The following is a 24,957-nucleotide window of genomic DNA, read 5'->3' as shown; positions in this document are numbered from 1 at the left end:
CTCACCCCTCCCGCTGCACCAGCTCCTCCAGCGCCGCCGTGAAGGCGGTGTTCCACGTGCTCAGGTGCGGCCACACCGCCGCCACCCGATCCGTCGCCTCCCGCGCGCTCAGCCCCTCCTCGCGCACCAGCCACGCCCGCAGCACCAACCCGGTGCGCGAGGCGCCGGCGTGGCAGTGCACGAGCACCCGCCTGCCCTCGGCACGCAGCGCGGCGATGTCGCCGAGCACGTCGTCCAGGACGGTGACGAGCTCGGTGTTGCTGTCGTCGTCGGTGAGGTAGGCGAAGCGCTGCACGTCGTGGCCGAAGCGCCCGCCGGTGCGGCACAGCGAGACGACGGCGAAGTCGCGGTCGCTGCGGCGCGCGCCGTCGAGGTCGGCCGCCCACACCCCCGGGGCGACCTCCGCGGCGGGCAGGCCGCGGGTGGTGGGCGGCTCGTGCAGGCGCAGGTGGCGCTCCCCGTCCAGCTGCGCGGCCAGCAGCTGCAGGTCGCGCAGCTCCCACGTCCGGTCCCCGAACCCGGGGATGCGCCCGTGGACGGCGGAGGTCCAGCGGATCGGGATGCCGGTGATGCCGGCGCGGGCCCCGGCGAGCGCGCCGGTGACGCAGGCGAGGGTGTCGGTGTCCCCGCCGAGGTCGACCACCAGGCGCAGCGCCTCCTCGAACGTCGTCGAGCTCCGCAGCGCCCAGAGCGCCGAGCCCAGCGTCGGCCAGACCGCGCCGCTGCCCTCCGTGGCGTCCTCGGGTCTCCAGCCCGGGTCGCACACCTGCGCCCACTTCTGCCGGTGCTGCTCCGCCACGTGCGGCAGCGCCGCGGCGACCGCCTCGTCGGCGTCCCCACCCTCCAGCAGCACGCGCAGCGCCTCGTGGAACAGCGCGCACCCCTCGCCCGCCGCGGGGTCGCCGTGGGTGAGGGCGCTGATCCGTCGCGCGGCGTCCATCGTCGCCTGCTGCCCGGCGCGCGCGAAGAACACCGCCGCCGGGGTGGTGCGCATGAGCGAGCCGTTGCCCGCGGCGCGGTTCCCGGCGCGCACGTGCTCGGCCGCGGCGGTCTCCCAGGGCAACCCGGAGCCCAGCACCGCGGACGTCTGCACCCCGATGTCCGGTGGGCCGGCCTGCGCCCAGCGCTGGAACCGGGCGAACACGTCCGCCTCGTCCAGGCCACCGTCGTCCACCAGGGACTGCGCGAGCAGCAGCGCCATCTGCGTGTCGTCGGTGAACTCGCCGGGCTCCCAGCCCAGGGAACCGCCGCCGCACATCTCCGTGGCGCTCCCGCGCGCGGCGGTGGGGAAGCGGGCGCCGAACGCGCCCGGCGGGCCGAACTCGAACGGGGCGCCCAAGGCGTCGCCGACGGCGGAGCCCACGAGGGCACCCATCACCCGGTGCTGACGGTCCACGGGCGTCCTCCACGGTGAGCGCGGTGCGGTCATGAGCCGCCATTGATGCACACCCGCGGGAGCGCGACGGGTCCGCACAGCGATCGGTAGCTCAGCGAGGCGGCAAAAGGTAGCGTGAAAGACCTTCAAAAGGTAGCGTCCAGATGTGGTGACCCTCCCGCCGTACGCCGTGCGCGTCGTGGACCGTGAACTGGACGAGCTGCTGCCTGGACTGGCAGCCGTGGCGCTCGAAGGCGCCAAGGGGGTCGGCAAGACCCGCACCGCCCTCCAGCGGGCCCGCACGGTGCTCCGGCTGGACGACCCGGCCCAGCGCGACGTCGCCGCAGCGGACCTGCCGCGCGCCCTGCGCGGACCCACCCCCGTGCTGCTGGACGAGTGGCAGCACCTGCCCGCCACCTGGGACGTGGTGCGCCGTGCCGTCGACGACGGCGCCGAGCCCGGCTCCTTCCTGCTCGCCGGTTCCGCGGTACCCCGGGACGCGGGCGTGCACAGCGGCGCCGGGCGCATCGTGCGGGTGCGGATGCGGCCCATGACCCTCACCGAGCGCGGCGTGGCCACCCCCGCGGTGTCGATGGCCGAGCTGCTGACCGGCCGCCGCCCCGCGGTCGAGGGGACGACGGGAATCGGCCTGGACGAGTACGCCGAGGAGATCTGCGCCTCGGGCCTGCCGGCGATCCGGCCGCTGGCGCCGCGGCTGCGCCGCGCCCAGCTCGACGGCTACGTCGACAGCATCGTCGACCGCGACTTCCCCGACCTCGGCCGGGCGGTGCGCAACCCCGTCCCGCTGCGGCGGTGGATGGCCGCCTACGCGGCCGCCGAGTCGACGGTCACCGCCTACGACCGGCTGCGCGACGCCGCCACCCCCGGCGATGCCGACAAACCCGCCAAGACGACGACGATCGCCTACCGCGACGTCCTTGAACGGCTCTGGTTCCTCGACCCGGTGCCCGCCTGGACACCGTCGCGCAACCACCTGGCACGCCTGGCCGCCGCCCCCAAGCACCACCTGGCGGACCCGGCGTTCGCCGCGCACCTGCTCGGCGTCGACGCCGGAGCCCTCGTCGGCGCCGCCCCGGCCACCGCCGCCGGGCGCGAGGCGACCCTGCTCGGGCAGCTCTTCGAGTCGCTCGTCACCCTCGACGTCCGCGTGTACGCCCAGGCGGCCGAGGCGCGCGTCGGGCACCTGCGCGTGCGCAGCGGCGAGCACGAGGTCGACCTCGTGGTGGAGCGCGGTGACGGCCGCGTCGTCGCCGTCGAGGTCAAGCTCGCCGGAACGGTGACCGACGCGGACGTGAAGCACCTGACGTGGTTGCGCGGCGAGCTCGGTGAGGACCTGCTGGACGCCGTGGTCGTCACCGCCGGCTCGCACGCGTACCGGCGGCGGGACGGCATCGCAGTCGTTCCGGCGGCGCTGCTGGGGCCGTGACGAGCCCCGGGCCGCGCTCATCACGGGGAGGGGTCGGTCGCGGGCCACCCGGCGCGGTACCGACACGCCGCCGGTCGACGCGGTCGCACACAGCGAGCAGTGTGGTGCCGTGCGCGCGGAACTGCAGGGCAAGCTCGATCCCGCGGCCACGCTGGCTGCCGAGCGCATGGAGGACACCCTCACGGACGCCGTGTTCTCCGCCGTGCGCTACCTGCCGCGGCGTCACCTGCTGGCCCCCCTGCTCGCCGCGGCCCTGCCCGGTGCCCAGTTCTCCGCCGCCGACCTCGAGCGCGCGACGGTCACGCTGTGGCCGAGACTGCCGGTGAGCCTGCTGCCCGGCCGGCAGGTGGAACCCGACGTCCTCGTCGAGGCCGGCGACCACCTCGTCGCGTTCGAGGCGAAGTACCACTCGGGCTTCGGGCGGTACGAGGTCGAGCGGTGCGGGACGCTGCAGCAGCTCACCGTGCAGGGGTGCGCGCTGGCGGAACAGGCCGCCGCGCGGGGAGCCGGCGCCACCGTCGTCGCGTTGACCACCGGAGCCGCGGAACCGGCGGACGTGGGGCGCGCCCGCGAGGAGCTCGGGGAACTGCGGGCTTCGGGCGGCACCAGCGGGGAACCTCAGGTGCGCTGGCTGCCGTGGCGGGCCGTCGCCGACCTGCTGCGCGGGCTGCGGGACCTCGCCGTGCACGAGCGGGCGCTGCGCGACGACACGGTCGACCTCATGGAGCGCAGGGGAGTGGCGACGGTGTTCAGCGGTTTCGACGTCACCGACTACCGGCAGGTCGCCGACGCGCAGCGCGTCGCTGCCGAGCGCCTCTACCCGGCGATCTCCACGTTCCTGCAGGAGCTGACCGCCCGGCTGGAGGACGACGGGATCGAGTGGGGCTGGCCGCAGAAGGGCCTGTGGACCGCCGGTGGCCTGGGGTGGCAGCGCCCGCAGGACTGGGCGCGCGACCACGTCGCCGCGGCCTACTGGCCCGCCGCCTGGCCGCAGCGCACGTTGAGGAAGAGCGAGCGCATCGCGCTGTACGTCCTCTTCGACTTCGTGCGTCCTGGCGTCGAGGTCGGGTACGTGCAGGAACCGCCCACCTGGGCCACCGCACAGCGTTCCTGGTCGCCCCACCACGCCGACCTGGCCGATCAGCTCACCGCCCTCGACGACCCCTCGTGGACCCTGCTCGTGGACGCCGGCGACTGGACGAAACCCGCCGTCGAGGTGCCGGCCCGCGAGGTCTCCGCCGCCCTGCTCGGCGGACTGAGCGCGTACAGCCACCTGCGGCTGGCGCGCAGGTCCACCGTCGAGGACGCCGGTGCTCCGGACGTCGTGCGCGACGCGGTGCGGCAGGTCCGGCGCGCCGTCGAGGCGTGCCCGGCGTTCGCGGCGATGACCGTCGCGTCCGGCCAGTTGGCCGCCACGGCCGGCTCCCCGTCCACCGCAGCGGAGCAGGGGTGAGGACACGCGCTCGCGCCACGGCGCGCCGCGCCGGCAGAACGATGATCGCGTGAGCCCTCGCACCGACCTGAGCGCCCTCCCGCCGCCGAAGGGACCGTACGGCGACCGGACGAACGACGTGGCGCTCCAAGCGGTGTCCGTACCGTCCGGCTGGTGGCGCTGCGCGCTGGACGAGGAGGACCTGCCACCGCAGCTGCGCGGCGACGCGGCGACGACCCTGCTGACCCGGCAGGAGGTCTGGGAGCTCGCCGCGGACGCGGAGGACTCCGCCGCCGGCGCTCGCCGCCTGCTGTGGGCGGCCGTCGCATGGGGGGCCGGTCACCGCCTGCGGTTGTGCTTGAAGCGCATCGAGGCCGTGCGGCGTGACCGCGACGGGATCGGTGAACGGCTGCGGGAGGCCGCCGCGCTGGCGGGTCGTGACCCCGTCCGCGCCTACGAGCTGCTGCACCCGCCGCGCAGGAACCTGGTGCGCCACCTCGGTCCTGCCTTCGGCACCAAGTTCCTCTACTTCGCGGGTGGGGGACTGCTGGAGCACCCGGCCCTCATCCTGGACAGCCGCGTGGCCACCTCGCTCGTGCGCCACGGCTGGACCTCGCTCGGCACGGCGGGCGGCTGGCCCTCGGCCACGTACGCGAGGTACCTCGAGCGGGTGCACGCCTGGTCGCGCGAGCTCGGCGGATTCCCGGTGGTGGCGGCCGACCAGATCGAGAAGCTGCTCTTCGAGCGCGGTGCCCGACAGGGGTAGCTCGGTGCTCCGGACGGGCGGTCCTCCTCACACCCCACGAGGGGCGTGCCGATCCTCAGGGGTGTGACCACCGCACCCCGCTCGACCCGGCCCGCGCTGCCCGCGCGTCGCCGTGCGGACGGCTGAGCCGTGCAGGTCCAGTACGTCGTCGACCTCGACGTCCGCCTGCCCGCCGCGCCGACGTCCACCGCCGCGCACGCGGCGCTGCTGCGCCACGTGCAGCAGTGGCTGGAGTTCGCCCACCGAGACGTGCCCGACCTCGCCGCGCTGCCCGCCGACGGCTCCACCGCCCTGCACCGCCGCGAGGACGTCGCCGGCGCGGACCCCGCGTGGTCGGTGGCGGCCGGTCCGCGGCAGCTGTCGTGGCGGCGCGTGGGCACCGCGGACGCGTTCGCGCAGCGCATCGACCTGCGCGCGCCCGTCCCCGGCGGCCGCGCCACCCACGTCACCGGCGTCACGCTGTCCGCGGACCGGCGGCGGGAGGTGGCGGTGCTGCGGGTCGTCACGGGCCGCGAGTCGCACCAGGGGTGGCTGGCGCCCGCGCCCTCGGCGTTCCTCCGCCGGCCCGCTGTGGTGCGCCGGGTCGTGCAGGACCCCGGCCTGCACGTCAGCGTCGCCGGGCAGCGGGTCGACGGGCGGCGCACCGACGTCAAGCTCCCGCTGGAGACGGCCGTGCTGATCGACGCGCTGGGGCAGCCCGCGCGGCTGCCGGTGCTGCTGATCGCCCCCACGCTGCCGGGCCACCTCGCCTTCGCCGACGCCGCGGCCCTGGAACTGCCGGGCCTGGCGACGGTCGTGTGCGTGCGCTCCCTGCCCGCCCTGACGCTGCTCGCCCGCCGCCACCCGCAGCTGGAGCTGACGCCCGGCGCGGCGCGGCTGGCGTGGCCGGGGCTCGGCGACTTCGAGCACCCCCTGCTGCCCGCGGCGCAGCTCGCCTCCACGCCCGCGCCCGACCTCGTCGACGAGCTGATCCGCACGATCGCCCCGCTGTCGGTGGTCGCCCGCGGCGTGGACGTGCCGTACCGCAGGGCGGAGCGCGCCGAGCGGGCCCTGGGGCGCGTCGCGCTCACCGCGCGCCTGACCGCCGCGGAGGCCGCCGGCGACACGGCGGGGACCATCGAGGTCCTCAAGGAGCAGCTGGTGCAGGCGCGCGGCGAGAACGAGCAGTGGCTCGAGGAGGTCCACCGCCTGGAGGGGCAGGTCGCCGACCTCACCGCGGCCCTCGGCCGCGTGCACCGCGCACCCGGGGAGCAGTGCCCCGAACCCCCCGCGTGGGAGAGCGCCCCACCGCTCACTCCCGACGACGCCGACCCGCTGCTGGACTTCCTGGAGCGGCGCAGCGAGCGGCGCTTGCGCTTCACCGCCGACGTCGCCCGGACCTGGCGCAAGTCCCGCTACGCGCACCCGCAGCTCATGCGCGAGGCGCTCATCAAGCTCGGCAGGGCGTCCGTCGCCTTCGCCGAGACCCAGGGCTCGATGAACGCCCGACTGGGGGAGTGGTTCCGCGACGAGCACGGGCTGGAGGTGGCCACCACCGACCTGAAGCTGAAGGAGTCCGGGCGGGCCCGCTTCGACTTCGAGGGGTTCCGCGGCCTGGACGGCGTGCCGCACGTCAAGCTCGGCGACGCCAAGAGCTGGCGCGAGTGCGGGCGGATCTACTTCGCCTACCAGAGCGAACCGGCGCGCTTCGTCGTGCACCACGTCGGGCTGCACGACCTGTGACCGTCGTGGACCCGCGGGCCGGGACCTCCCAGGACGCCGAGGTGCGCCGGGCGCGCGCCCGCGTCGAGCAGTACCGCCGGCTCCTGGAGCGCGAGCAGGAGATCGTCCGGCGCCACCGGGCCGGCAGCGCCGGGGAGCGGCGCGTCGGCGCGCTGCTGCAGGCCATGTCCGCGCACGGGTGGACGCTGCTGGCCGACCGCCGCTGGCCCGGCACCCGCGCCGCCAACGTCGACCTCCTCCACGTCGGGCCCGGCGGGGTGCTCGTCGTCGACGTGAAGAACTGGCGCGAGGTGCACGTGGAGTACGGGCGCCTGCGGCGCGGGCAGGAGGACGCCCACGACGACGTCGAGAAGGTGCTGCGCATCGCCGAGCTGGCCGAGCAGTCCGTCGCGGAGGTGGGGCTGGCGCCCCTGGAAGTGCTGCCCGTGCTCGCCTTCGCCGGCCGCTCGTTCGGGCCGCTGACGCTGGGCCGCGTCACGGTCGTGGGCGAGAAGCAGCTCGTGCCGTGGGTCAACCGCCGCGGGGATCGCCTCGAGGCCGCGAAGCTGCCCGAGGTGCTCGCCGTGCTCGAGCGCGACTTCCCGCCGTACGAGGACGCCGGTCCGGTCGAGGTCAGCCCCGTCGTCGTCCCACCGGTGCTGCCCCTGCGGGACGCGGCCGAGGAAGCGGAGCCGTCGGAGCAGCAGGCGCTCTTCAGCGCCGAGGAGCTCGAGGCCTCCCTGCTCGACGGGGCGCTGACGTCGCCCGTCGAGGACTGGATGGCGTTCCTGCACCCCGCGCAGGCCAAGCTCGTCCGGCAGAGCCGCAACGGTCCCGCCCGCGTGCGGGGCCCGGCCGGCACCGGCAAGACCGTCGTCGGCCTGCACCGCGCCGCGTACCTGGCCGGCACCCGTCCCGGCCGGCTGCTCTACGTCTCCTTCGTGCGCACCCTGCCGACCGTGCTGGCGGCCACGTTCGCCCGCCTCGCGCCCCAGCACGTCGACCGGGTGGAGTTCCGCGGCCTGCACTCCTGGACGCGGCGCTTCCTCGACGAGCGCGGCGTGCGCCACCACGTCGACCTCACTGCCGCGGACACGTGCTTCTGGCGGGCGTGGGCCACCACCGGGCGGTCCTCGGCGCTCGCGGAGGTGCCGGTGCCGGTGACGTACTGGAAGGAGGAGATCGCCTCCGTCCTCAAGGGCCGCGGGCTGACCGACTTCGCCGAGTACGCCGACCTGACCCGCGTGGGCCGCTCCACGCCGCTGAACCGCGCTCAGCGCGAAGCGGTGTGGGAGCTGCACGTGCACTACTCCGAGCTGCTGCGCTCGCGCGACCTGCACGACGCCGCCGACCTGCTCGTCCTCGCGCTCGCCGAGCTGCGCCGCCGCCCGCTGGACGAGCCGTACGTCGCCGTCCTCGTCGACGAGGTGCAGGACCTCAGCCGGGTGGGCGTGCAGCTGCTGCACGCCCTCGGTGGCGACGGCCCCGACGGGCTGCTGCTCATCGGCGACGGCCAGCAGGCCGTCTACCCGGGCGGCTTCACCCTCTCCGAGGCCGGCATCAACGTGCGCGGCCGCTCCACCGTCCTGGAGACCAACTACCGCAACGCCTCGCGCATCGTGGAGACCGCGCTGGCCGTCGTCGCCTCCGACGCCTTCGGCGACCTCGACGACTCCCCGGAGACCGGCGCCCGACAGGTGCGGGTCGCCCGCGACGGCGGGGTGACCGTGCGCGTCGACGCCCCCGACGCTCGGAGCCTGCACGCCGCCCTCGTGCAGGCCGTGCGGGACCTCGCGGCCTCCGGCGCCAGCCTGGGGGACTGCGCCCTGCTCACCGCCACCACCGCGGAGGCCTCCCGCTGCGCCGGCGTCCTGCGCCGCGCCGGGTTGCCGGTCGTGCCGCTGGAGGAGTACGCCGGGCAGACGTGCGGGCGGTTGAAGGTGGGCACCATCAAGCGCGCCAAGGGCCTGGAGTTCAAGCACGTCTTCCTGCCCGGGCTGCGCGAGGGCGGGTCGGCCGCCAAGCCGGGGGAGTCGGAGAGCGCGTGGCGCGAGCGGCTGGAGGTGGAGCGGCGGGAGCTGTACGTGGGGATGACGCGGGCGCGGGACAGCCTGTGGCTGGGGTTCGTCGCGTGAGGAGCTGCAGGAGGTGTCACGATCTCGTCATCGCTTCCCGTCGTGCCGTTGCTGCCTGCCTGCTCGGCGTGGAGGCTTCCTCCCCGTTTCGGCCGATTGTGATCAACTCGCGTTGACGAGCGCCGCCTCGCTGAAGAAGTCCATCGGCATCAGGTGCCGCAGCCGCCACGTGATGCCGATAGGGCGCTCGCCCCGGTGCGAGACGTAGTCGGCCGGCCCGAGGAACAGGTACGGCTCCACACCGAGGTCACCCTGCTTGTGCTGGCGGGCGAAGAGCAGCACGTGCGTGCCCATCGAGCGGTGGTTCAGGTACCGCTGGCCCGTGGATGAGGCCACGGTGGTGCGTGACTGCGACTCCCAGTGGAACAGCTCCCGCGTCAGCGGGTAGTCCCGGTACATCGTCGTGGGGGAGTAGTCGCCCTCGGACTTCACGAGGGTGATGAGCAGGGCGTCCGTCTTCCAGTGCGGTGCCCACACCACCCCTTCGCGGAAGGACATCGGCGGGCGAGTGGCCGTGGTGACGCCGAGGGCGCTGACGATCTCGTCGCGCGAGTAGCGGGCGTGCACGCTCAGCGGCAGGTCGGCGAGGTCGCCGGTGAGCTGCGCGGTGGGGTGCCGGGCTGCGTCGAAGGCGAGGTCGACGAGCTGGCTCAGCTCGTCCCGCACGGCGGGTTCCGCGCGCAGCGCCTCGAGGACGGTGGGCAGGCCGCCGGGTGCGCCCGACGGCCACAGGCTCGCGGTGAGCATCCCGGCGAGGTGGCGCTCGACCGGGGAGAGCGCGTCGGCGCTCACGTCGTCGCTGAGGAGCCGCTGGTAGGCGTCGCGGCGCAACCGGTCGTCGACCTGGGTGACGGCGCGCACCCGCTTGAGCAGGCTGGCCTCCAGCGGTCCGCTGGGCCTGCTCTCCACGCCCGCGCGCCGGCGCAGCGCCGTCCACGACCGGTTGCTGCCGAGGAGCTCGCGCACGCTCAGGCCGCTGGAGGCGAGGAAGTCGGCGATGCTGCCCGACCCCTGCGCGCGTACTTCATTGACGAGGGCGGGTGCCCGCGGGCTGAGCTGCCGCTTGATGCTGGCGACGACGCGTTCCTGCACGACCTCGTCGAGGACGATGGAGCAGCCGGCCGGCAGGAAGGGAAATCCCTTCTCCGCCTGCTCCTGCAACGCGCCGCGGCTGACGCCGGTGAGGGCGCGGAAACGGGCGTCGAAGCGGAAGTCGGCGTTCTGGTGACCGACGAAGTCCAGCGCCGTGAGCACCGCCTTGCCGGGCGCCGTGCGCAGGCCCCGCCCGAGCTGCTGCAGGAACACCGTCGCCGACTCCGTCGGGCGCAGGAAGAGGACGGTGTCCACCTGCGGGACGTCCACGCCCTCGTTGTAGAGGTCGACGGCGAAGAGGACGCGCACCTCGCCGTCCTTCAGCCGCCGCAGCGCTGCCGCGCGCTCCTCGGGCGTGCTGTCCCCGCTGACGGCGAGCGCGTCGATCCCCGCCTCGCGGAAGACGCGGGCCGTGTAGCGGGCGTGCTCGACGCTGACGCAGAAACCGATGGCCCGCATGCTATCGACGTCCCCCAAGCGGCGGCGCAGCTCGCGCAGCACGATGCGTACCCGCGCGTCGTCGCCGGTGTACAGGCCGGTGAGGCCCTCGACGTCGTACCCGCCGCGCCGCCACGTCAGGTCGCGCAGGTCCGTGCCGTCGTCGACGGCGAAGTAGTGGAACGGCACGAGCAGGTCGTCGGCGAGGGCGTCCCACAACCGCAGCTCCGTCGCGGTGCGCCCGCCGAAGAGCGCCAGCACGTCCTGCCCGTCGGCGCGCTCCGGCGTGGCGGTCAGGCCCAGCAGCTCGAGCGGCTGAAGCCGGTCCAGGATCCGCTGGTAGCTGCTCGCGCTGGCGTGGTGGCACTCGTCGAGGACGACGACGTCGTACCGGTGCGGGTCCAGCTGGCCGAGGACTTCCGCGCTCAGCGACTGCACGCTGGCGAAGACGTGCTGCCCGCGCCGGGGCCGTTCACTGCCGACGAGCAGTTCGCCGAAAGCGCCGTCCCCGAGGACCTCCCGGTACGTGCGCAGGGCCTGCTCCAGCAGCTCCCGGCGGTGCGCGACGAACAGCAGCGTCAGGTCGCGGCCGTGCTGCTCGCGCAGCTGCCGGTAGTCGAAGGCCGCGAGGACGGTCTTGCCGGTGCCGGTGGCCGCGACGACGAGGTTGCGGTGCCGGTCGTGCAGCTGCCGCTCCCCGGCGAGCTGCTCGAGCATCTCCTGCTGGTGCGGGCGCGGGGTGACCTCCAGCCCCGACAGGTCCACCGGCGTGCCCGGACCGCGCTGCCCGCCGGCCTCCGCCAGTGCGGCGTCCAGGCGGTCGCCGTCGCGCGCGGGCAGGTACGCCTCGAAGTTGCTGCTGGCCCAGTAGCTGTCGAAGGTCGCGTCGAACTTCTCCAGCAGCGGGCGGTTCGCCACCGCTGAGAGCCGCACGTTCCACTCCAGGCCGTCCAGCAGCGCGGAGCGCGACAGGTTGGAGGAGCCCACGTAGGCGGTGCTGAAGCCGGTGGCCCGGTGCACCACCCACGCCTTCGCGTGCAACCGGGTGCGGGTCGTCTCGTAGATGACCTTCACCTCGGCGCCGAACTCGTCGACGAGGGCGTCCAGCGCCCGGCGCTCGGTGGCGCCCATGTAGGTCGTCGTGATGACCCGGAACGGGACGCCCCGCGCCTTCAGGTCGGCCAGCGCGCTCTCCATCAGCCGCAGCCCGGACCACTTCACGAACGCGCACAGCAGGTCGACCCGGTCGGCGCTGGCCAGCTCCGCGCGCAGCTCCGCCGCCAGGCTGGGGTCAGCGGTGCTGTTCGTCAGCAGCGCCGCCTCGGACAGCGGTGTCGCCGGCCGGACCGTCGACGGCTGCGTCAGCGCGCGCCGACGGTGCGCGGCGAGGAGCTGGCGGGGGGCGCCCTTCTCGTCGGGCACGGGAACGGCGCCGTGCTCCCCGAGGACGCCGAGCAGGTCGCGCACCAGGGCCAGCCGATCGCCGTGGTCGCTCCTCGCCTCCAGGGCGCGCTGGACGATCGCGCCGACGTGGCGGGCGAGGACGTGGGGTGCGTCGGCGTCGTCGACGCTGCGGACGACCGTCGACCAGTCCGCGGAGTGCGCCAGGGCTGCTTCGAGGTCGGCGGCGATGACGCTCTCATGCAGGCCCTCCGCGAGGCCACCGCTCGACGACCTCTGCTCCACGCTCACCTCGTCACCTTCTCAGACGAGCACCTGTCCGATGAGTGGATCGCGTGTCGTCGTGCTGAGGTCGACGCCACAGCAGGGATTGGTGGCAGTAGCTTGTGACCGCGGCCCGACAGGCTTCCGCCGCCCGAGCTCCGGCTGGGCACAGGACACGCCCCCACCCGCACGAAACTTCGTGCTGCCTTGGGGATGTCCTGTGTCGTTGGTCCGTCGTTCCGCCGCTCAGCTCAAGGACGAGCTGCCCACTGGCTCCGTCGTGGAGGCGCTCATCGAGCAGATGCTCCACTCGGCGGGCTACCGGCCCAGCCCGAGCGAGGTGGCTTCGTGGGGGGCGAGTCTGCCGGTGCTCGCCACCGACCTCGTCGAGGCGGGCCTCGGGGACGTCGAGGTGCTGCTCGAGCACCAGCTCCCGCTGACGTCGAAGCGCGCCGACGTCGTACTCGCCGGCGTGCACCCGGTGTCGGGCGCTCCCTCCTACGTCGTCGTCGAGCTGAAGCAGTGGAGCTCCGCGCACCGCTTCGAGGGCAACCCCGACCTCGTCGTCGTGCCCGGCACGGCCGGGCCGCCGAAGCTGCACCCGGTTCGGCAGGTGCGCGGGTACGTCGAGTACCTCCTCGACTTCACCCGCTCGCTGGAGTTCGCGGAGGACGCCGTCGCCGGCGTGGCGTACCTGCACAACGCCACCGTGCCCGGTGCTGTGGCGGAGCTCGCGGACTACACGATGGACCGCACGGGGCGACTGTTCACCGGCGCCGAGCGTGGCGCGCTGCGCGAGCACCTGCGCAGCCGGCTCGCGCCGGGCGTGTCCGGGGTGCACGCCGCGGACGAGTTGCTCGGGTCCAAGGTGGCGCCCTCGCGCCAGTTGCTCGAGGTCGCCGCCGACGAGATCCGCGAGCGCGAGCAGTTCCGTCTCGTCGGCGAGCAGCAGGAGGCCGTCGACCTCGTGCTGCACCAGGTGCGGCGGGCGAAGGCCGGCAACAGCAAGCGCATCGTCGTCGTCACGGGTGGTCCGGGCAGCGGCAAGAGCGTCATCGCGCTCTCCCTGCTGGGGGAGCTGTCCCGCGCCGGTCAGAGCGTCCTGCACGCCACCGGCTCGCGCTCCTTCACGCAGACGCTGCGCAAGGTCGCCGGACGCCGCTCCCCGCGTGTGCAGTCGATGTTCAAGTACTTCAACCAGTTCATGACCGCCGAGCCCAACGACCTCGACGTGCTCATCCTCGACGAGGCTCACCGCATCCGGGAGACGTCCGTCGACCGCTACACCCGCGCGGAGCTGCGCACCGGCCGGCCGCAGGTGGACGAGCTCATCGCGGCCGCGCGGGTCCCGGTGTTCCTGCTCGACCAGCACCAGGTCGTCCGCCCGGGGGAGATGGGCTCGCTGGAGGAGATCACGCGGCACGCCGAGCGTCTCGGACTGGACGTCCTCACCGTGGAGCTGGACGCGCAGTTCCGCTGCGGCGGCAGCGCCGAGTACGTGCGCTGGGTGCAGCGGCTGCTCGGTCTCGACGACGCCGGCGTCGAGGACTGGGCCGGCGACGACACCTTCGAGGTGGTCGTCGCGGACACCCCCGAGGAGATGGAGCAGCTCCTCGCCGCCAAGCGGGAGGAGGGCTACTCCGCGCGCATGTCCGCCGGGTACTGCTGGCCGTGGAGCAAGACGCCGGCGCCGGACGGCGGTCTGGTGCCCGACGTGCGCATCGGCGACTGGGCGCGGCCGTGGAACGTCCCCGGCGACCGCGCCGTGGGCGACGCCCCGCCGGCGGCGCTGTGGGCGACCGAGCCCGGTGGCTTCGGGCAGGTCGGCTGCATCTACACCGCGCAGGGCTTCGAGTACGACTGGAGCGGGGTGATCATCGGTTCGGACCTGCTGTGGCGGGACGGCCGCTTCGTCAGCGAGCGTTCCGCCAACAAGGACCCCGACTTCCGCAACCGCGCGAGGGTGGGTGACGCGGACTTCGACCGGTTGGTGCGCAACGTCTACAAGGTGCTGCTCACCCGCGGCATGATCGGGACCGTGATCTACTCGACCGACACCGAGACCCGGGCCCAGCTGAAGCGGCTAGTCCGGAGCGGTGCGTGACACTCGTACGAGCGGGGGGAGAGGCTGCTGTGTCGATCGACACCGTCCTGTCGGCCGTCAACGCACTCGGGGCCGTGGCCGTCCCTGTGGTCCTCGCCGTCGTCGCTCACCGCCTGCAACGGCGGGCCAGCGAGCGGGACGAGCGAACCGCCCGGCTCCGGCAACTCGCCGAGGTGCGCACCGAGCACTTCCGCGTCATCGCTCCCGAGCTGAACGACCTCTTCGCCTACTTCTGCTTCATCGGGGGGTGGAAGTCGTGGTCACCTCCAGCGATCATCGAGAAGAAGAGGTCACTCGATCGTGCCTTCTTCAGCGTCGCACCGCTCTTCTCGCCCGAGGCCAGGAGTGCGTACGCCACTTTCATGGATGCCTGCTTCGAGACGTGGGGGCCGTGGGGCGCCGATGCGAGGCTGCGTACTTCTCCTGAGCGGCACCAGCAGGTGTGGGGAGGGAAGTGGGACACCGCGTGGAACGCCATGTTCAGCCCATCGGCGCGTCGTGGGGTGAGTGAGCAGGACCTCGCCGGGGTGCGCAAGGCGTACGACCTGCTGCTGGGACGGCTGGCCACGGACATCCGGCTGGAACCACAAGATGCCTATGTCGGCGCAGAGGTCGAACGGAACGCCACTGTCGTGGACCTCAGCCACTTGGAGCGGCTGTCAAGGACGAACCGGAACGAGTCGAGAACATCCTGAACTCATCATCAAGGTTGTGCTCCAACCTTGATGACAGCAAGCGTGCGCCCGCCCGCGACGAGCGTGATCGGGAGTGCTGACCCGATCGACGTCGACGGGTTGCTGTGCCGGTACCACCAGCCGCGGCGGCCGGACCGCGGACGCGTCCTCGCCGGGGGGCAACGATGCAGTCAAGGAGCGGTGCGCGGTCCACGCCACGTGCAGGCGCACCCCACCGGTACGACATGGGCCGGGATCTCGCGGCAAGTCCATCGATCCTGCTCCTGTCGACGCCTCACTACGATGTCTTTCCGTCGTGTCCGTCGATCCAGCGCAGCACGCGCGTGGTGCGTGAGCGTGGTGGGGGCAGCAGAACGGCCCGCTCCCGCAGTATCCCGCACGAGACGAGCCCGGCCCCGATGAGCGCGGAGACGAACTCGTAGTCCTTCATGCGCGCCGCGACGAGCTTGGCGATCGCCAGGTCGTGCACCTCCAGGCAGTGCGCCCGCCCCGGTTCGCTGGACCGGCTCTCCCACACGACCACCCGCTCGCGCCAGCCCTGGGGCAGGACAGCGGTGCTCACGGACACGCCCTGGGCGTAGTAGCCGTACATCTGGTGGAAGCCGCTGTCCTCGCCGATCGCACCGTCCACCGCGTCGGACTTCAGGTCGTGCGGGTCGTCCCAGAAGGTGACGTCCGCCTCCACGGAGCCGATCACCGGGTCGGGTAGGTCGTCCTCGTCGAAGGACCCCAGGATCGACTGCGAGCCGATCACGACCACATCGGGGTCGTCGGCGATCTGGCTGGCCGCCCGAAGGATGTGCGCCAGGTGTGCGCGCTTCACTCCGCGCCCCACGGCGAGGACGCCGAGGAGTGCTGCGCGAAGGCCTCGCGCACGCGCCGCCGCTCCTCCTCGGACAGCACGGCGGCGAAGGGGGAGTTCTGGCGCAGCTCCCGGGCCCGCGGGGACGGGGAGGTCAGGGCCGTGAGAATGCCCTCGACGGGTCCGTCGAGCAGGTCGGCCCACTCCGCCAGCCACTTCGCCACCTGCCCGCGCGAGTGGCGCTCGCGCAGCACGGCCAGGTTGGCGCGCGCCTGCGCGATCGTGGCTTCCGGGTCGGTGACCAGGTGGCCGGCGACGGCGTGCGCCAGCCACAGGCTGCGGCGCTGGTCCCGGCTCAGGCGCGCACCCGTGGCGCGCAGCGCCTCGACGTCGGCGCGGCGCACCCGGCGGTGCACGCCCGTCGTCGTGTGGGGCAGGTCGCCGCGCTCGCACAGGTTGACGACGTGCTGGCGCGAGACGCCGAGGATGCGCGCGGCCTCGCCAGTGGTCAGCCACTCATCGCTGACGGAGGACCGGGTGTCGTCGAAGACGGCGGTGCGCATGTCGGCAGAGTACTGACCAAGACGCAAAAGACACAAAATTCGCCGGAATCGTTGCGTCTTTTGGGCTAGGCCAGCCCGCTCGTACCCACGCGATCCATCCCCGCTGCCCTCAGGCGTGCTGCGCGGTCCAGGCCGCGTGCAGCCGCGAGTACGGCCCGCCCGCGTGCGCGAGTTCCACCGCCGGCCCCACTTCTACGACCCGCCCGGAGTCCACGACCACCACGGTGTCGGCGGCCTCGGCGGTGGAGAGGCGGTGCGCGATCGCCACGGAGGTCCGACCGCTCAGGACACCCTCGAGCGCGCGCTGCAACCGCACCTCGGTGGCGGGGTCGACGGAGGAGGTGGCCTCGTCCAGGACGAGCAGGTCGGGGTCGGCCAGGTGCGCGCGGGCCAGCGCGACGAGCTGGCGCTCGCCGGCCGAGAGGCGCTCGCCGCGCTGGCCGACGGGGGTGTCCAGGCCCTCGGGCAGGCCGTCGAGCCAGTCGCCCAGGCCGAGCTCGGCGAAGGCGGCGCGGACCTCGGCGTCGGTGGCGCCGGGCTTTCCGCGGCGCACGTTCTCGCCGATCGTCGCGTCGAAGAGGAAGCCCTCCTGGGGGACGGCGACGACGCGGCGGTGCAGCTCGCGGCCGGGCAGGTCGCGCGCGTCGACGCCGTTGAGCAGGACCCGCCCCTGCGCGGGGTCGACGAGGCGGGTGACCAGGCGGGCCAGGGTGGTCTTGCCCGAGCCGGTCTCGCCGACGACGGCGGTGCGCGAGCCGGCGGGCAGGTGCAGGTCCACCCCCGTCAGGACGGTCTTGTCGGTGCCGGGATAGGTGTAGGCGACGTCCTGCACGCGCACGTCCACCGGCCCGGCGGGCAGCTCCCGCACCCGGTCCCGCGCCGGTTCGGGGACGGTGACGGGGGTGTCGATCAGGTCGACGACGCGGCGCCAGCCGGCGAGGGCGTTCTGCAGCTCGTTGAGGACCTCGGTGGTGGCCTGCACCGGCCCCACCCACAGCTGCGCCAGGAACAGGAACGCCAGCAGCCGGCCCAGGGTGAGGTCGCCGTCGACGCCGAGCAGGGTGCCGACCACGATGACGAGGGCGACGACGAGGCCGGAGACGAGCACGCCGGTGGAGAACGTCGCGGCGGTGGCGACCTGCGCCTTCACGGCCTGCTTGCGGTGCGCCTCCACCGCGGCGTCCACGGTGCGCCGCGAGCGCGCGGAGGCGGCGTGCGCGCGGATCACGTCGGCGCCCACGACGGTCTCGGAGATCGCGGCGAGCATCTCGCCCATGCGCACCCGCACCGCGGCGTAGGCGCGCGCCACCGGCCGCTGCAGCTTGTTGCGCAGGAACACCAGCGGCACGAAGCACGCCAGCACCACCAGGGCCAGCTGCCAGGAGTAGAAGAACATCAGCGCCGTCGCCAGCACCACCTGCCCCAGCGAGAGCACCAGCACCAGCATGCCGGTCTGCAGGAACGTGGAGATGGTGTCCACGTCGCTGGTGACGCGGCTGACCAGCGCGCCGCGCCGCTCGCCGGACTGGGTGAGCACCGCCAGGTCGTGCACGTGCCGGAACGCGCGCACCCGCAGGCTCGCCAGCCCTGCCTCGGTGGCGCGGAACAGGCGCACGTTCACCACCCACGCCGTGCAGGTGGTCAGCACCACCACGACGGCGGCGATCGCGCACAGCAGCGCCACCCGCCCGGGGTTCGGGCCGCCGGGGCCCAGGACGCCGGTGTCGATGGTCTGCTGCACCGCGATCGGCACCACGAGCTTGCCGATCGTCGTGGCCGCCGCGATGGCCAGGGTGACGCCCAGGCCCTCGGCGAACTGCGGGGTCAGCTCCCGGGCCCGGCGCAGCACACCGCCCTGCGCCCCGGCCTCCGGTCCCCCGCCGGTGATCGTGCTCGTGCTCACGCCATCCCCGTCCCGTGCTGCGCCTCGTCCGCCCGCTCGCGCGCCGCGCGCGCGTACGCCGTCACCAGGTCCCGGTAGCCCGCGTCGCGCGCGGCGACCTCCGCGGCCGGTCCCCGGTCCACCACCCGTCCCCGCTCCAGGTGCACCACCTCGTCGGCCAGCGCGATCGTCGCCGGCCGGTACGCCACCACCACCACGGTCGTGCCGGTGCCGGAGGCGGCCAGCCCGTCCAGCACCGCCCGCTCCACCGTGGGGTCCAGGGCGCTGGTGGCGTCGTCCAGGACCAGCAGCCGGGGCTTGCGCACCAGCGCCCGCGCCAGCGCCAGGCGCTGGCGCTGCCCGCCGGACAGGGTCGAGCCGCGCTCGCCGACCAGCTCGTCCAGACCGCCCGGCAGCGCGGCGATGAAACCGTCGGCGCGCGCCAGGCGCAGCGCCTCCCAGATCGCGTCGTCGTCCACGCGCCGATCGGCGGGCACGTCGTCGGCGTCCAGGCCCAGGGCGATGTTGCCGCGCACCGTGTCGTCGAAGACGAACGTGGACTGCGGCACCAGCGCCGCCACCCCGGCGACCTGGCCGTCGGCGAGCTCGCGCACGTCCACCCCGTCCAGCAGCACCGTGCCGGAGGTGGGGTCCACCAGGCGCACCAGCAACCCGGCCAGCGTGGACTTGCCCGCCCCCGTGCCGCCCACGACGGCGACCGTGGAACCGGCGGCGACGTCGAGGGTGACGTCGGCCAGCGCCGGCACCGGCTCTCGGCGCGGGGCGCGTGGCTCCTCGCGGCGCACGAACTGCTCGGGCACGTCGGCGCGCTCGTCCAGCGGGTCCGCGGCGGGCACCGGGTGGCGGTAGCCGATGCCGCTGGCCGCCACCGCCAGCGGGCCGGCGCCCTCGCCGGCGGGCAGGGAGCGCTCGCCCCACGGCGTCGTGGCGCCCTCGCGCAGCACCGCCTGCACGCGCGCGTCCCCGGCCACCGTGCGCGGCAGCTCCGAGAGCACCCACCCGAAGGAGCGCACCGGGAACGCCAGCAGGCCCAGCAGGTACGCGATCTGCACCAGGTCGCCCACGCCCACCGCGCCGGAGGCCGCGCGGAACGTGCCGACCACCAGCACCGCCAGCGTGCCCAGGGAGGGCAGGGCGTCGATCACCGGCTCGAACCCGCCGCGGGTGCGCCCGGCGGCCACGTTCGCCTCCCGCAGCCGGTCCGCGTCGCGGGCGAAGCGCTGCACCTCCTCGTCGCCCAGGCCCAGGGTCTTCACCACCAGCGCGCCCTCGAAGCTCTCGTGCGCGGTGGTGGAGACCTCCCCGCGCAGCTGCTGCACGCGCGTCACGCGCGGGGACATGCGCCGCTGGTAGACGACGTTCGCGGCCAGCAGCGCCGGCAGCACCAGCAGCGCCACCGCCGCCAGCACCGGGTCCGCCGCCGCCATCGCCACCCCCGCCACCGCGATGAGCACCACCACGCCCAGCGCGAACGGCAGCACGAACATCGCCTGCCAGGTGGCCTCCACGTCCGAGCCGGCCGTGGCCAGCAGCCGCCCGGCCGGGTGGGCGTGGTGCCAGGCCAGCGGCAGGTCCAGGTAGCGGCGCGCCAGCAGGCGGCGGTAGCGGGCCTGCAGGGCGAAGGCGACCATGCCCGCCCAGATGCGCCGCACGAGGATCCCGGCGACCGTCACCACGGTCACCGCCATCAGCGCGCCCCCGGCCAGCCACACCTCCGCCGTGCCGACCGACCCCGAGCCGGTGACGGCGGGCACGACGACCCGGTCGGTCACCCGCCCCACCAGCCAGCCCGTGGCGGCGGTGCCCGCGCCGTAGACCGCCGAGCCGACGATGGCCGTGCCGAACAGCCGCGGCTCCTCCCGGGCGCCGCGGGCCAGGGTGCGCATGCCGCTGAGGAAGGTGCCGCTCACTCCACGCAGCCTGTCACGGGTGCGGGCGTGGTGCCGGACGAGGCTTTCCCGGTCGCCCGGGGTGGCGCTGCGGGGTGCGGGGCGGTGTTCGCGGTCCGTCCGCTGGGTGTCAGGACCGGCTGCCGGAGCACTACCGTCACGTCGTGACCCCTGCCGCCTCCGCCCTCTTCCCCGGCGACCCGTCGGCCGGCGCGTTCGGTGATCCGACCCCCGCCCGGCGCGAGCTGGCCGGCGCGAGCTCCGCGCTGCTGGGGGCGGCGCACAACCTCCTGGCCAAGGCGCTGCGGGCCGTGCGCGAGGGGGACGAGGCGAGGGCGCGGCGCCTGACCGAGAGGGCGTTCGCGCTGCCGCACGACGAGCACGAGGGGGTCGTCCCTGCCTGGTGGGCCGCGTCGATGCTCCTGCACGACGCCGTCGACGCCGAGCTGGAGTCCTCCGCCGAGGACGACGACGCCTGGCTGGCGGTCGCCGAGCAGCTGCTGGGCACCGTGGACGGCGCCGTGGCCGACGTCCTGCGCAGCGCCCTCGTCGTCGCGGTGGAGGGTCACGAGCTCTCGGTGGCGGAGGTGCGGCGCGTCCGCGCGGTCGGCGGCGGCGTCAGCCCGGACGCGTGGCTGGAGCAGGATCCCGGCGGACCGCTCGAGGCCGTGCAGTTGGTGCTGCAGGTCCTGCGGACCACTGCGGCCTACGAGGCGGCCGTCGGTCGGCTCCGGGACGCCCGTGCCTGAGCCGGTCCTCCACGGGCCGGTGCTGACCGTCCTGCAGCCCTGGGCGACTCATGCACCTACTCTTAAAATGTTAGAGTAAGTGCATGGAACGGCTGGACGTCGACCACGCCCTCGAGTCGCCCCCCGAAGAGGTCGGTCGCGCTCTGAGCGCGTTGCCGGAGAGCCAGTGGTTCGAGCGCAAGAGCGCTCGCGTCAGCCCGGTGAAGTTGAGCCAGGCGGTCGTCGCCCTGGCCAACGCCGAGGGCGGCACGATCGTCGTCGGCCTCCACGACGGCCGGGTCGAGGGCACCGACGCGGATCCCCAGCACCGCAACGAGCTGCAGCAGGTCCACGTGCAGCACGTCCAACCCCCCGCCCGTGTCCACACGCGCCTGCTGCCCTGCCGAACCGACGACGGCCGGGACGACCACCTCCTCGTCGTGGACGTCAGCCCCGGCGACGACGTGCACGCCACCACCCGGGACGACGTGTACCTGCGGCTCGGCGACGAGACCCGCCGGCTCACCTACGTGCAGCGGCGCGAGCTGTTCTTCGACCGCAGGCAGGCCGGCTTCGAGTCCGAGCTCACCACCGTCCGGCTCGACGACGCCGACGCCGTTGATGCGGAGGCCGCGGCGCAGTACGCCGCCCGCGTGGGGCACCCCCAGTGGCGGGGTCTGCTCACAGCGCGCGGGCTGGCTCGAGACGGACGTCTGACGATCGCCGGCCTGCTCCTCTTCGGACGGCACCCCGGCAGCGAGCTGCCCAACGCCCACGTCCGCGTCACGCGGTTCGCCGGCCGGGAACGGGGCACCGGAGCTCGCCAGCAGGTGGTCTCGGACCAGCGGTTCGAGGGAGCCCTGCCGCGGCTGCTGGCCGACGTCTTCGAGCACGTCCGGCAGGTGCAGCCCCGCCGCCGGGCGCTCGGGCGCAGCGGACGCTTCGAGGACGCCCCGGCCGTCCCGGAGGACGCCTGGCTGGAAGGCGTGGTGAACGCCGTCGTGCACCGCTCCTACAGCTTGCAGAGCGATCACGTCCACGTCGACGTCTTCGACGACCGCGTCGAGGTCGAGAGCCCCGGCCGCTTCCCCGGGCTGTCCGACGTGCGGGACCCGCTGTCCATCCACCGCTTCGCGCGCAACCCCCGCATCGCTCGGGTGTGCGCGGACCTGGACTTCGGGCAGGAGTTCGGCGAGGGGATCCGCCGGATGTTCGACGAGATGCGGCTCGCGGGTCTGCAGCCACCCCTCTACCAGCAGACCGAGGGCAGCGTCCGGCTGACGCTGTCCACCGAGACCGACGGCCCGGGTGGCGACGGCCGGCTGCCCGAGGAGACCCGCCTGGTCGTCGCGGCGCTGCGGGAAGCCGGACGGCTGGGCACGCGCGACCTCGCCGAGGTCATGGGGCGCACGCGCCCGACCGCGATCAGGAAGCTCACCGAGATGCGTGAGCAGGGCGTCATCCGCTGGAACGGGCAGTCTCCGCGCGACCCGAGGGCCTACTGGGACCTGCCGGGGTAGTGCGGTGGTGTGGAGGCCGGCGATCTCGGTCTCCACACCACCGTGACGCTGGGGTCGCGAACCGGAGTCGACTACTTTTCTGGGCAGCTGACTCCTGTGGGAGGCAGGTGGACCTGACCCGTCTCGCCGCCGAAGGTGTCGTCCGTGCGCAACCCCAGCGCCAGCCCGCCGGCCACCACCGCCACCCCCGCCCACACCACCGCCCCGGGCACCGGCCCGCCCAGCAGCACGCCCCCGGCGGCGGCCGCCACCGGCGCCACCCCGGTGAGCAGCCCGGCCCGCCCGGCGCCCAGGCGGCGCACCGCGGAGTACCAGAGGACGAACGCGACGGCGGTGACGCCGAGCGCGAGGTAGGCGGTGGCGAGCAGGTCGGGCGCGGTGAGGGTGAGCGCGGCGCCCGGGCCGTCGAGGACGACGGCGAGGGCGGCGAAGGCGAGCGCGGCCATCGCCGTGGTGTGCACCGACACGCCCCACGCGCCGTGGCGGGTCAGCACCGGCACGGCGAGCAGGGTGAACCCCGCCTCGCACGCCAGCACCACCAGCGCCCACGCCAGGCCGGTGGCGTCGCTGCGCCCGAAGCCCTGCACGAGCACCGCCCCGCCGGTGACGACCGCCGCGGCCACCGCGGCGCGCGCCTCGGGCCGGCGCCGCTCCAGCAGCGGGCCCAGCACCGCCAGCAGCAGCGGCACGCTCGCCACCGCCACGCCGAGCACGGCGGGTTCGGCGTGGGCGGCGCCGCGCACGAGGGCGACGTTGAAGAGCACCAGCCCGGCCGCGCACACCCCGGCCAGCCAGGCCCACTCCGCCCCGCGCGGGCGGTGCAGGCGCTGCCCGCCCAGGCGCGCGGCGGTCAGCAGCAGCAGGCACGCCGCGGCGTAGCGCAGCGCCTGCACCGTCCACAGCGGGGCGTCGGCCAGCGCGCCGGACACGGCGGCGCTGCCGCCGACGAGGACCATCGCGGCGGCGCCGGTGAGCGCCGCCGCCCGGCCCCCGGCGGGTGCGGGGCGGGCGGGTGCGGCCGGGAGCGCGGGGGAGGCGGGTGCGGTCACGCCTGCGATGCTGACCGCGCGGTGGACCGCTCGACAGGTCCGATCGCGGCCGGGTCGAGGGGACCGATCGGGGGAGCGGCGTGGAGGGGACGGGCACCGACTTCCTGTCCCTGGACGTGCGCGCGGTGCCGCGCGGCAGGGTCACCGAGGAGCTCGTGCGGCGGCTGCGCGAGGCGGTCGCCGACGCCCGCCTCGCGCCCGGCGACGCGCTGCCGCCCAGCCGCGTGCTCGCCGCGGACCTCGGCGTCTCGCGCGGCGTGGTCGTCGAGGCGTACCGGCGCCTGGCCGACGAGGGGCTCGTCGCCGCGCGCACCGGCTCGGCCACCCGGGTGCTCGCCGGCGCGGTGCCCCGGGGACCCGCCCCGCCCGCCCCACCGCCGGAGGTCGAGCCGGAGTCGGGGTTCCCGCGCGAACCCGCGCGCCTGCCGCTGCGCACCACGGGCGTGGAGTTCACCCTCGCCCCGGGCGTTCCCGACCTGGCGGCGTTCCCGCGCGCGGCGTGGCTGCGCGCCGAGCGCGCGGTCCTGCAGCGGGCCGGCGCCACCGACCTCGGCTACGGCGACCCGCGCGGGCACCCCCGGCTGCGCGCGGAGCTGGCCGGCTGGCTCGCCCGCACCCGGGGGTTGCGGGTGGACGCCGAGGACGTCGTCGTGGTCGCCGGCGTCGCGCAGTCCCTGGCGCTGCTCGCGCGGGTCCTGCACGCGCGCGGCGAGCGGCGCATCGGCGTGGAGGACCCCGGCTCGCGCGGGGCCCGCGACGAGCTGGCGCACTGGGGCCTGGAACCCGAACCCGTCCCCGTCGACGCCGACGGCGTGCGGGTGGACGCGCTCGCCGCCGCCGGGGTGGGTTCGGTGCTGCTCACGCCCGCGCACCAGTTCCCCACCGGCGTGGTCCTCGCCCCGCACCGGCGCCGCGAGCTGCTGGCCTGGGCGCGCGGCGGCGGACTGGTCGTGGAGGACGACTACGACGCCGAGCACCGCTACGACCGCGCCCCCGTGCCGGCGCTGCACGCCTCCGCGCCCGAGCGCGTCGCCCACACCGGCAGCACCTCCAAGACCCTGGCGCCCGCGGTGCGGATCGGCTGGCTCATCGCCCCGCCCGCGCTGCGGGCGGAGCTGGTGGCGGCCAAGCACGCCAGCGACCTGGGCACCCCCGCCCTGCTGCAGCTCGTGCTCGCCGAGCTGCTGGCCGGCGGCGACCTGGAGCGCCACGTGCGCCGGGTGCGCGCCCGCCACCGCGCCCGCCGCGACGCGCTGCTGGCCGCGCTGCACCGGCACCTGCCCGCCGCCCGCGTGCAGGGCGTGGCCGCCGGGCTGCACCTGCTGGCCCTGCTGCCGCACCTGGAACCGGGCGCCGACGTGGAGGTCGCCGCGCGCGCCGCCGAGGCGGGGGTCCTGGTGCACCCGCTGTCCTGGCACCGGGTGCGGCCCGGCCCGCCCGGGCTGGTGCTGGGGTACGCGGCCACCGCGCCCGACGCGCTGGACGAGGCGGTGCGCAGGATCGCCCCGCTGGTGAGCGCGCGGCGGTGAACCCGCGGCGGTGAACACCGGGCGGCGAACGTCGAGCGGCGAACCCGGAGGAGAACTCCCCCTGGGGGGGGGGGGGGCTGGGGGGGCTGCGTGGTTGGGCGGCGGGGGGGGGGGGGGGGGGGGG

General features: G+C 74.8%; 17 protein-coding genes. 10 read left to right on the top strand and 7 right to left on the bottom strand.

From position 1 onward, the window contains the following. Position 1: 1 nt before the first annotated feature. Positions 2–1,396, bottom strand: coding sequence for an ADP-ribosylglycohydrolase family protein (locus ACRYR7_RS11265; RefSeq protein ID WP_432572183.1), 1,395 nt, complete (start codon positions 1,394–1,396; stop codon positions 2–4). A 145-nt stretch (positions 1,397–1,541) separates the two neighbouring features. Here ACRYR7_RS11265 and ACRYR7_RS11260 point away from each other — a divergent pair, with 145 nt between their 5' ends. The 5 genes from ACRYR7_RS11260 to ACRYR7_RS11240 all read left to right on the top strand — a co-directional run bounded on the left by ACRYR7_RS11260 (position 1,542) and on the right by ACRYR7_RS11240 (position 8,856). After that, positions 1,542–2,822 (top strand): ATP-binding protein, encoded by a 1,281-nt coding sequence (locus tag ACRYR7_RS11260; RefSeq protein ID WP_432572182.1) that lies wholly within the window; start codon positions 1,542–1,544, stop codon positions 2,820–2,822. Between the two features lie 109 nt (positions 2,823–2,931). After that, a complete protein-coding gene (locus ACRYR7_RS11255) occupies positions 2,932–4,275 on the top strand; it encodes a hypothetical protein (protein ID WP_432572181.1) in 1,344 nt (447 codons plus the stop codon). Between the two features lie 49 nt (positions 4,276–4,324). Then, positions 4,325–5,020: an 8-oxoguanine DNA glycosylase OGG fold protein gene (locus tag ACRYR7_RS11250; RefSeq protein ID WP_432572180.1), complete on the top strand. Its 696-nt coding sequence runs from the start codon at positions 4,325–4,327 to the stop codon at positions 5,018–5,020. 129 nt (positions 5,021–5,149) lie between these two features. Next, positions 5,150–6,742, top strand: coding sequence for a hypothetical protein (locus tag ACRYR7_RS11245; protein ID WP_432572179.1), 1,593 nt, complete (start codon positions 5,150–5,152; stop codon positions 6,740–6,742). Further along, positions 6,739–8,856 carry a nuclease-related domain-containing DEAD/DEAH box helicase gene (locus ACRYR7_RS11240; RefSeq protein ID WP_432572178.1) on the top strand — a complete coding sequence of 706 codons (2,118 nt, stop codon included), beginning with the start codon at positions 6,739–6,741 and terminating at the stop codon, positions 8,854–8,856. Before ACRYR7_RS11245 ends, ACRYR7_RS11240 begins: the two co-directional genes overlap by 4 nt. A gap of 102 nt (positions 8,857–8,958) precedes the next feature. Here ACRYR7_RS11240 and ACRYR7_RS11235 read toward each other — a convergent pair whose 3' ends face one another. Beyond that, positions 8,959–12,072 (bottom strand): DUF3427 domain-containing protein, encoded by a 3,114-nt coding sequence (locus ACRYR7_RS11235; protein WP_432572191.1) that lies wholly within the window; start codon positions 12,070–12,072, stop codon positions 8,959–8,961. A 199-nt stretch (positions 12,073–12,271) separates the two neighbouring features. On the opposite strand from ACRYR7_RS11235, the gene ACRYR7_RS11230 reads away from it, so the two are divergent. Next, positions 12,272–14,155: a DNA/RNA helicase domain-containing protein gene (locus ACRYR7_RS11230; protein WP_432572177.1), complete on the top strand. Its 1,884-nt coding sequence runs from the start codon at positions 12,272–12,274 to the stop codon at positions 14,153–14,155. Between the two features lie 29 nt (positions 14,156–14,184). Next, entirely contained in the window at positions 14,185–14,850 is a 666-nt protein-coding gene (locus ACRYR7_RS11225; protein ID WP_432572176.1) for a hypothetical protein, read from the top strand. A gap of 277 nt (positions 14,851–15,127) precedes the next feature. Here ACRYR7_RS11225 and ACRYR7_RS11220 read toward each other — a convergent pair whose 3' ends face one another. The 4 genes from ACRYR7_RS11220 to ACRYR7_RS11205 form a co-directional block, all read right to left on the bottom strand. Continuing rightward, a complete protein-coding gene (locus ACRYR7_RS11220; RefSeq protein ID WP_432572175.1) occupies positions 15,128–15,673 on the bottom strand; it encodes a DUF6036 family nucleotidyltransferase in 546 nt (181 codons plus the stop codon). Next, entirely contained in the window at positions 15,670–16,215 is a 546-nt protein-coding gene (locus ACRYR7_RS11215; RefSeq protein ID WP_432572174.1) for a helix-turn-helix domain-containing protein, read from the bottom strand. Before ACRYR7_RS11215 ends, ACRYR7_RS11220 begins: the two co-directional genes overlap by 4 nt. Positions 16,216–16,324: 109 nt before the next feature. Further along, entirely contained in the window at positions 16,325–18,118 is a 1,794-nt protein-coding gene (locus ACRYR7_RS11210; RefSeq protein ID WP_432572173.1) for an ABC transporter ATP-binding protein, read from the bottom strand. Then, positions 18,115–20,028: an ABC transporter ATP-binding protein gene (locus ACRYR7_RS11205; protein WP_432572172.1), complete on the bottom strand. Its 1,914-nt coding sequence runs from the start codon at positions 20,026–20,028 to the stop codon at positions 18,115–18,117. Before ACRYR7_RS11205 ends, ACRYR7_RS11210 begins: the two co-directional genes overlap by 4 nt. 143 nt (positions 20,029–20,171) lie before the next feature. On the opposite strand from ACRYR7_RS11205, the gene ACRYR7_RS11200 reads away from it, so the two are divergent. Continuing rightward, positions 20,172–20,756 (top strand): hypothetical protein, encoded by a 585-nt coding sequence (locus ACRYR7_RS11200; RefSeq protein ID WP_432572171.1) that lies wholly within the window; start codon positions 20,172–20,174, stop codon positions 20,754–20,756. Between the two features lie 83 nt (positions 20,757–20,839). Further along, a complete protein-coding gene (locus ACRYR7_RS11195) occupies positions 20,840–22,255 on the top strand; it encodes an ATP-binding protein (protein WP_432572170.1) in 1,416 nt (471 codons plus the stop codon). 71 nt (positions 22,256–22,326) lie between these two features. Here ACRYR7_RS11195 and ACRYR7_RS11190 read toward each other — a convergent pair whose 3' ends face one another. Further along, on the bottom strand, positions 22,327–23,313 hold the full coding sequence (locus ACRYR7_RS11190; protein ID WP_432572190.1) for an EamA family transporter: 987 nt from the start codon (positions 23,311–23,313) through the stop codon (positions 22,327–22,329). A gap of 71 nt (positions 23,314–23,384) precedes the next feature. Between ACRYR7_RS11190 and pdxR the strand changes: the two genes are divergently transcribed. Next, positions 23,385–24,833 carry a MocR-like pyridoxine biosynthesis transcription factor PdxR gene (pdxR, locus tag ACRYR7_RS11185; protein ID WP_432572169.1) on the top strand — a complete coding sequence of 483 codons (1,449 nt, stop codon included), beginning with the start codon at positions 23,385–23,387 and terminating at the stop codon, positions 24,831–24,833. Positions 24,834–24,957: the final 124 nt, after the last annotated feature.

The sequence above is a fragment of the Kineococcus gurbantunggutensis genome, assembly GCF_050871925.1.
Taxonomy (GTDB): Bacteria; Actinomycetota; Actinomycetes; order Actinomycetales; family Kineococcaceae; genus Kineococcus.
This window is presented reverse-complemented; position numbering and strand designations above follow the sequence as displayed.

What these genes read in the sequence shown, in the direction of transcription:
- ACRYR7_RS11215 (WP_432572174.1), bottom strand. Translation starts at nt 16,215, where the DNA reads ATGCGCACCGCCGTCTTCGACGACACCCGGTCCTCCGTCAGCGATGAG.
- ACRYR7_RS11195 (WP_432572170.1), top strand. Translation starts at nt 20,840, where the DNA reads ATGGAACGGCTGGACGTCGACCACGCCCTCGAGTCGCCCCCCGAAGAG.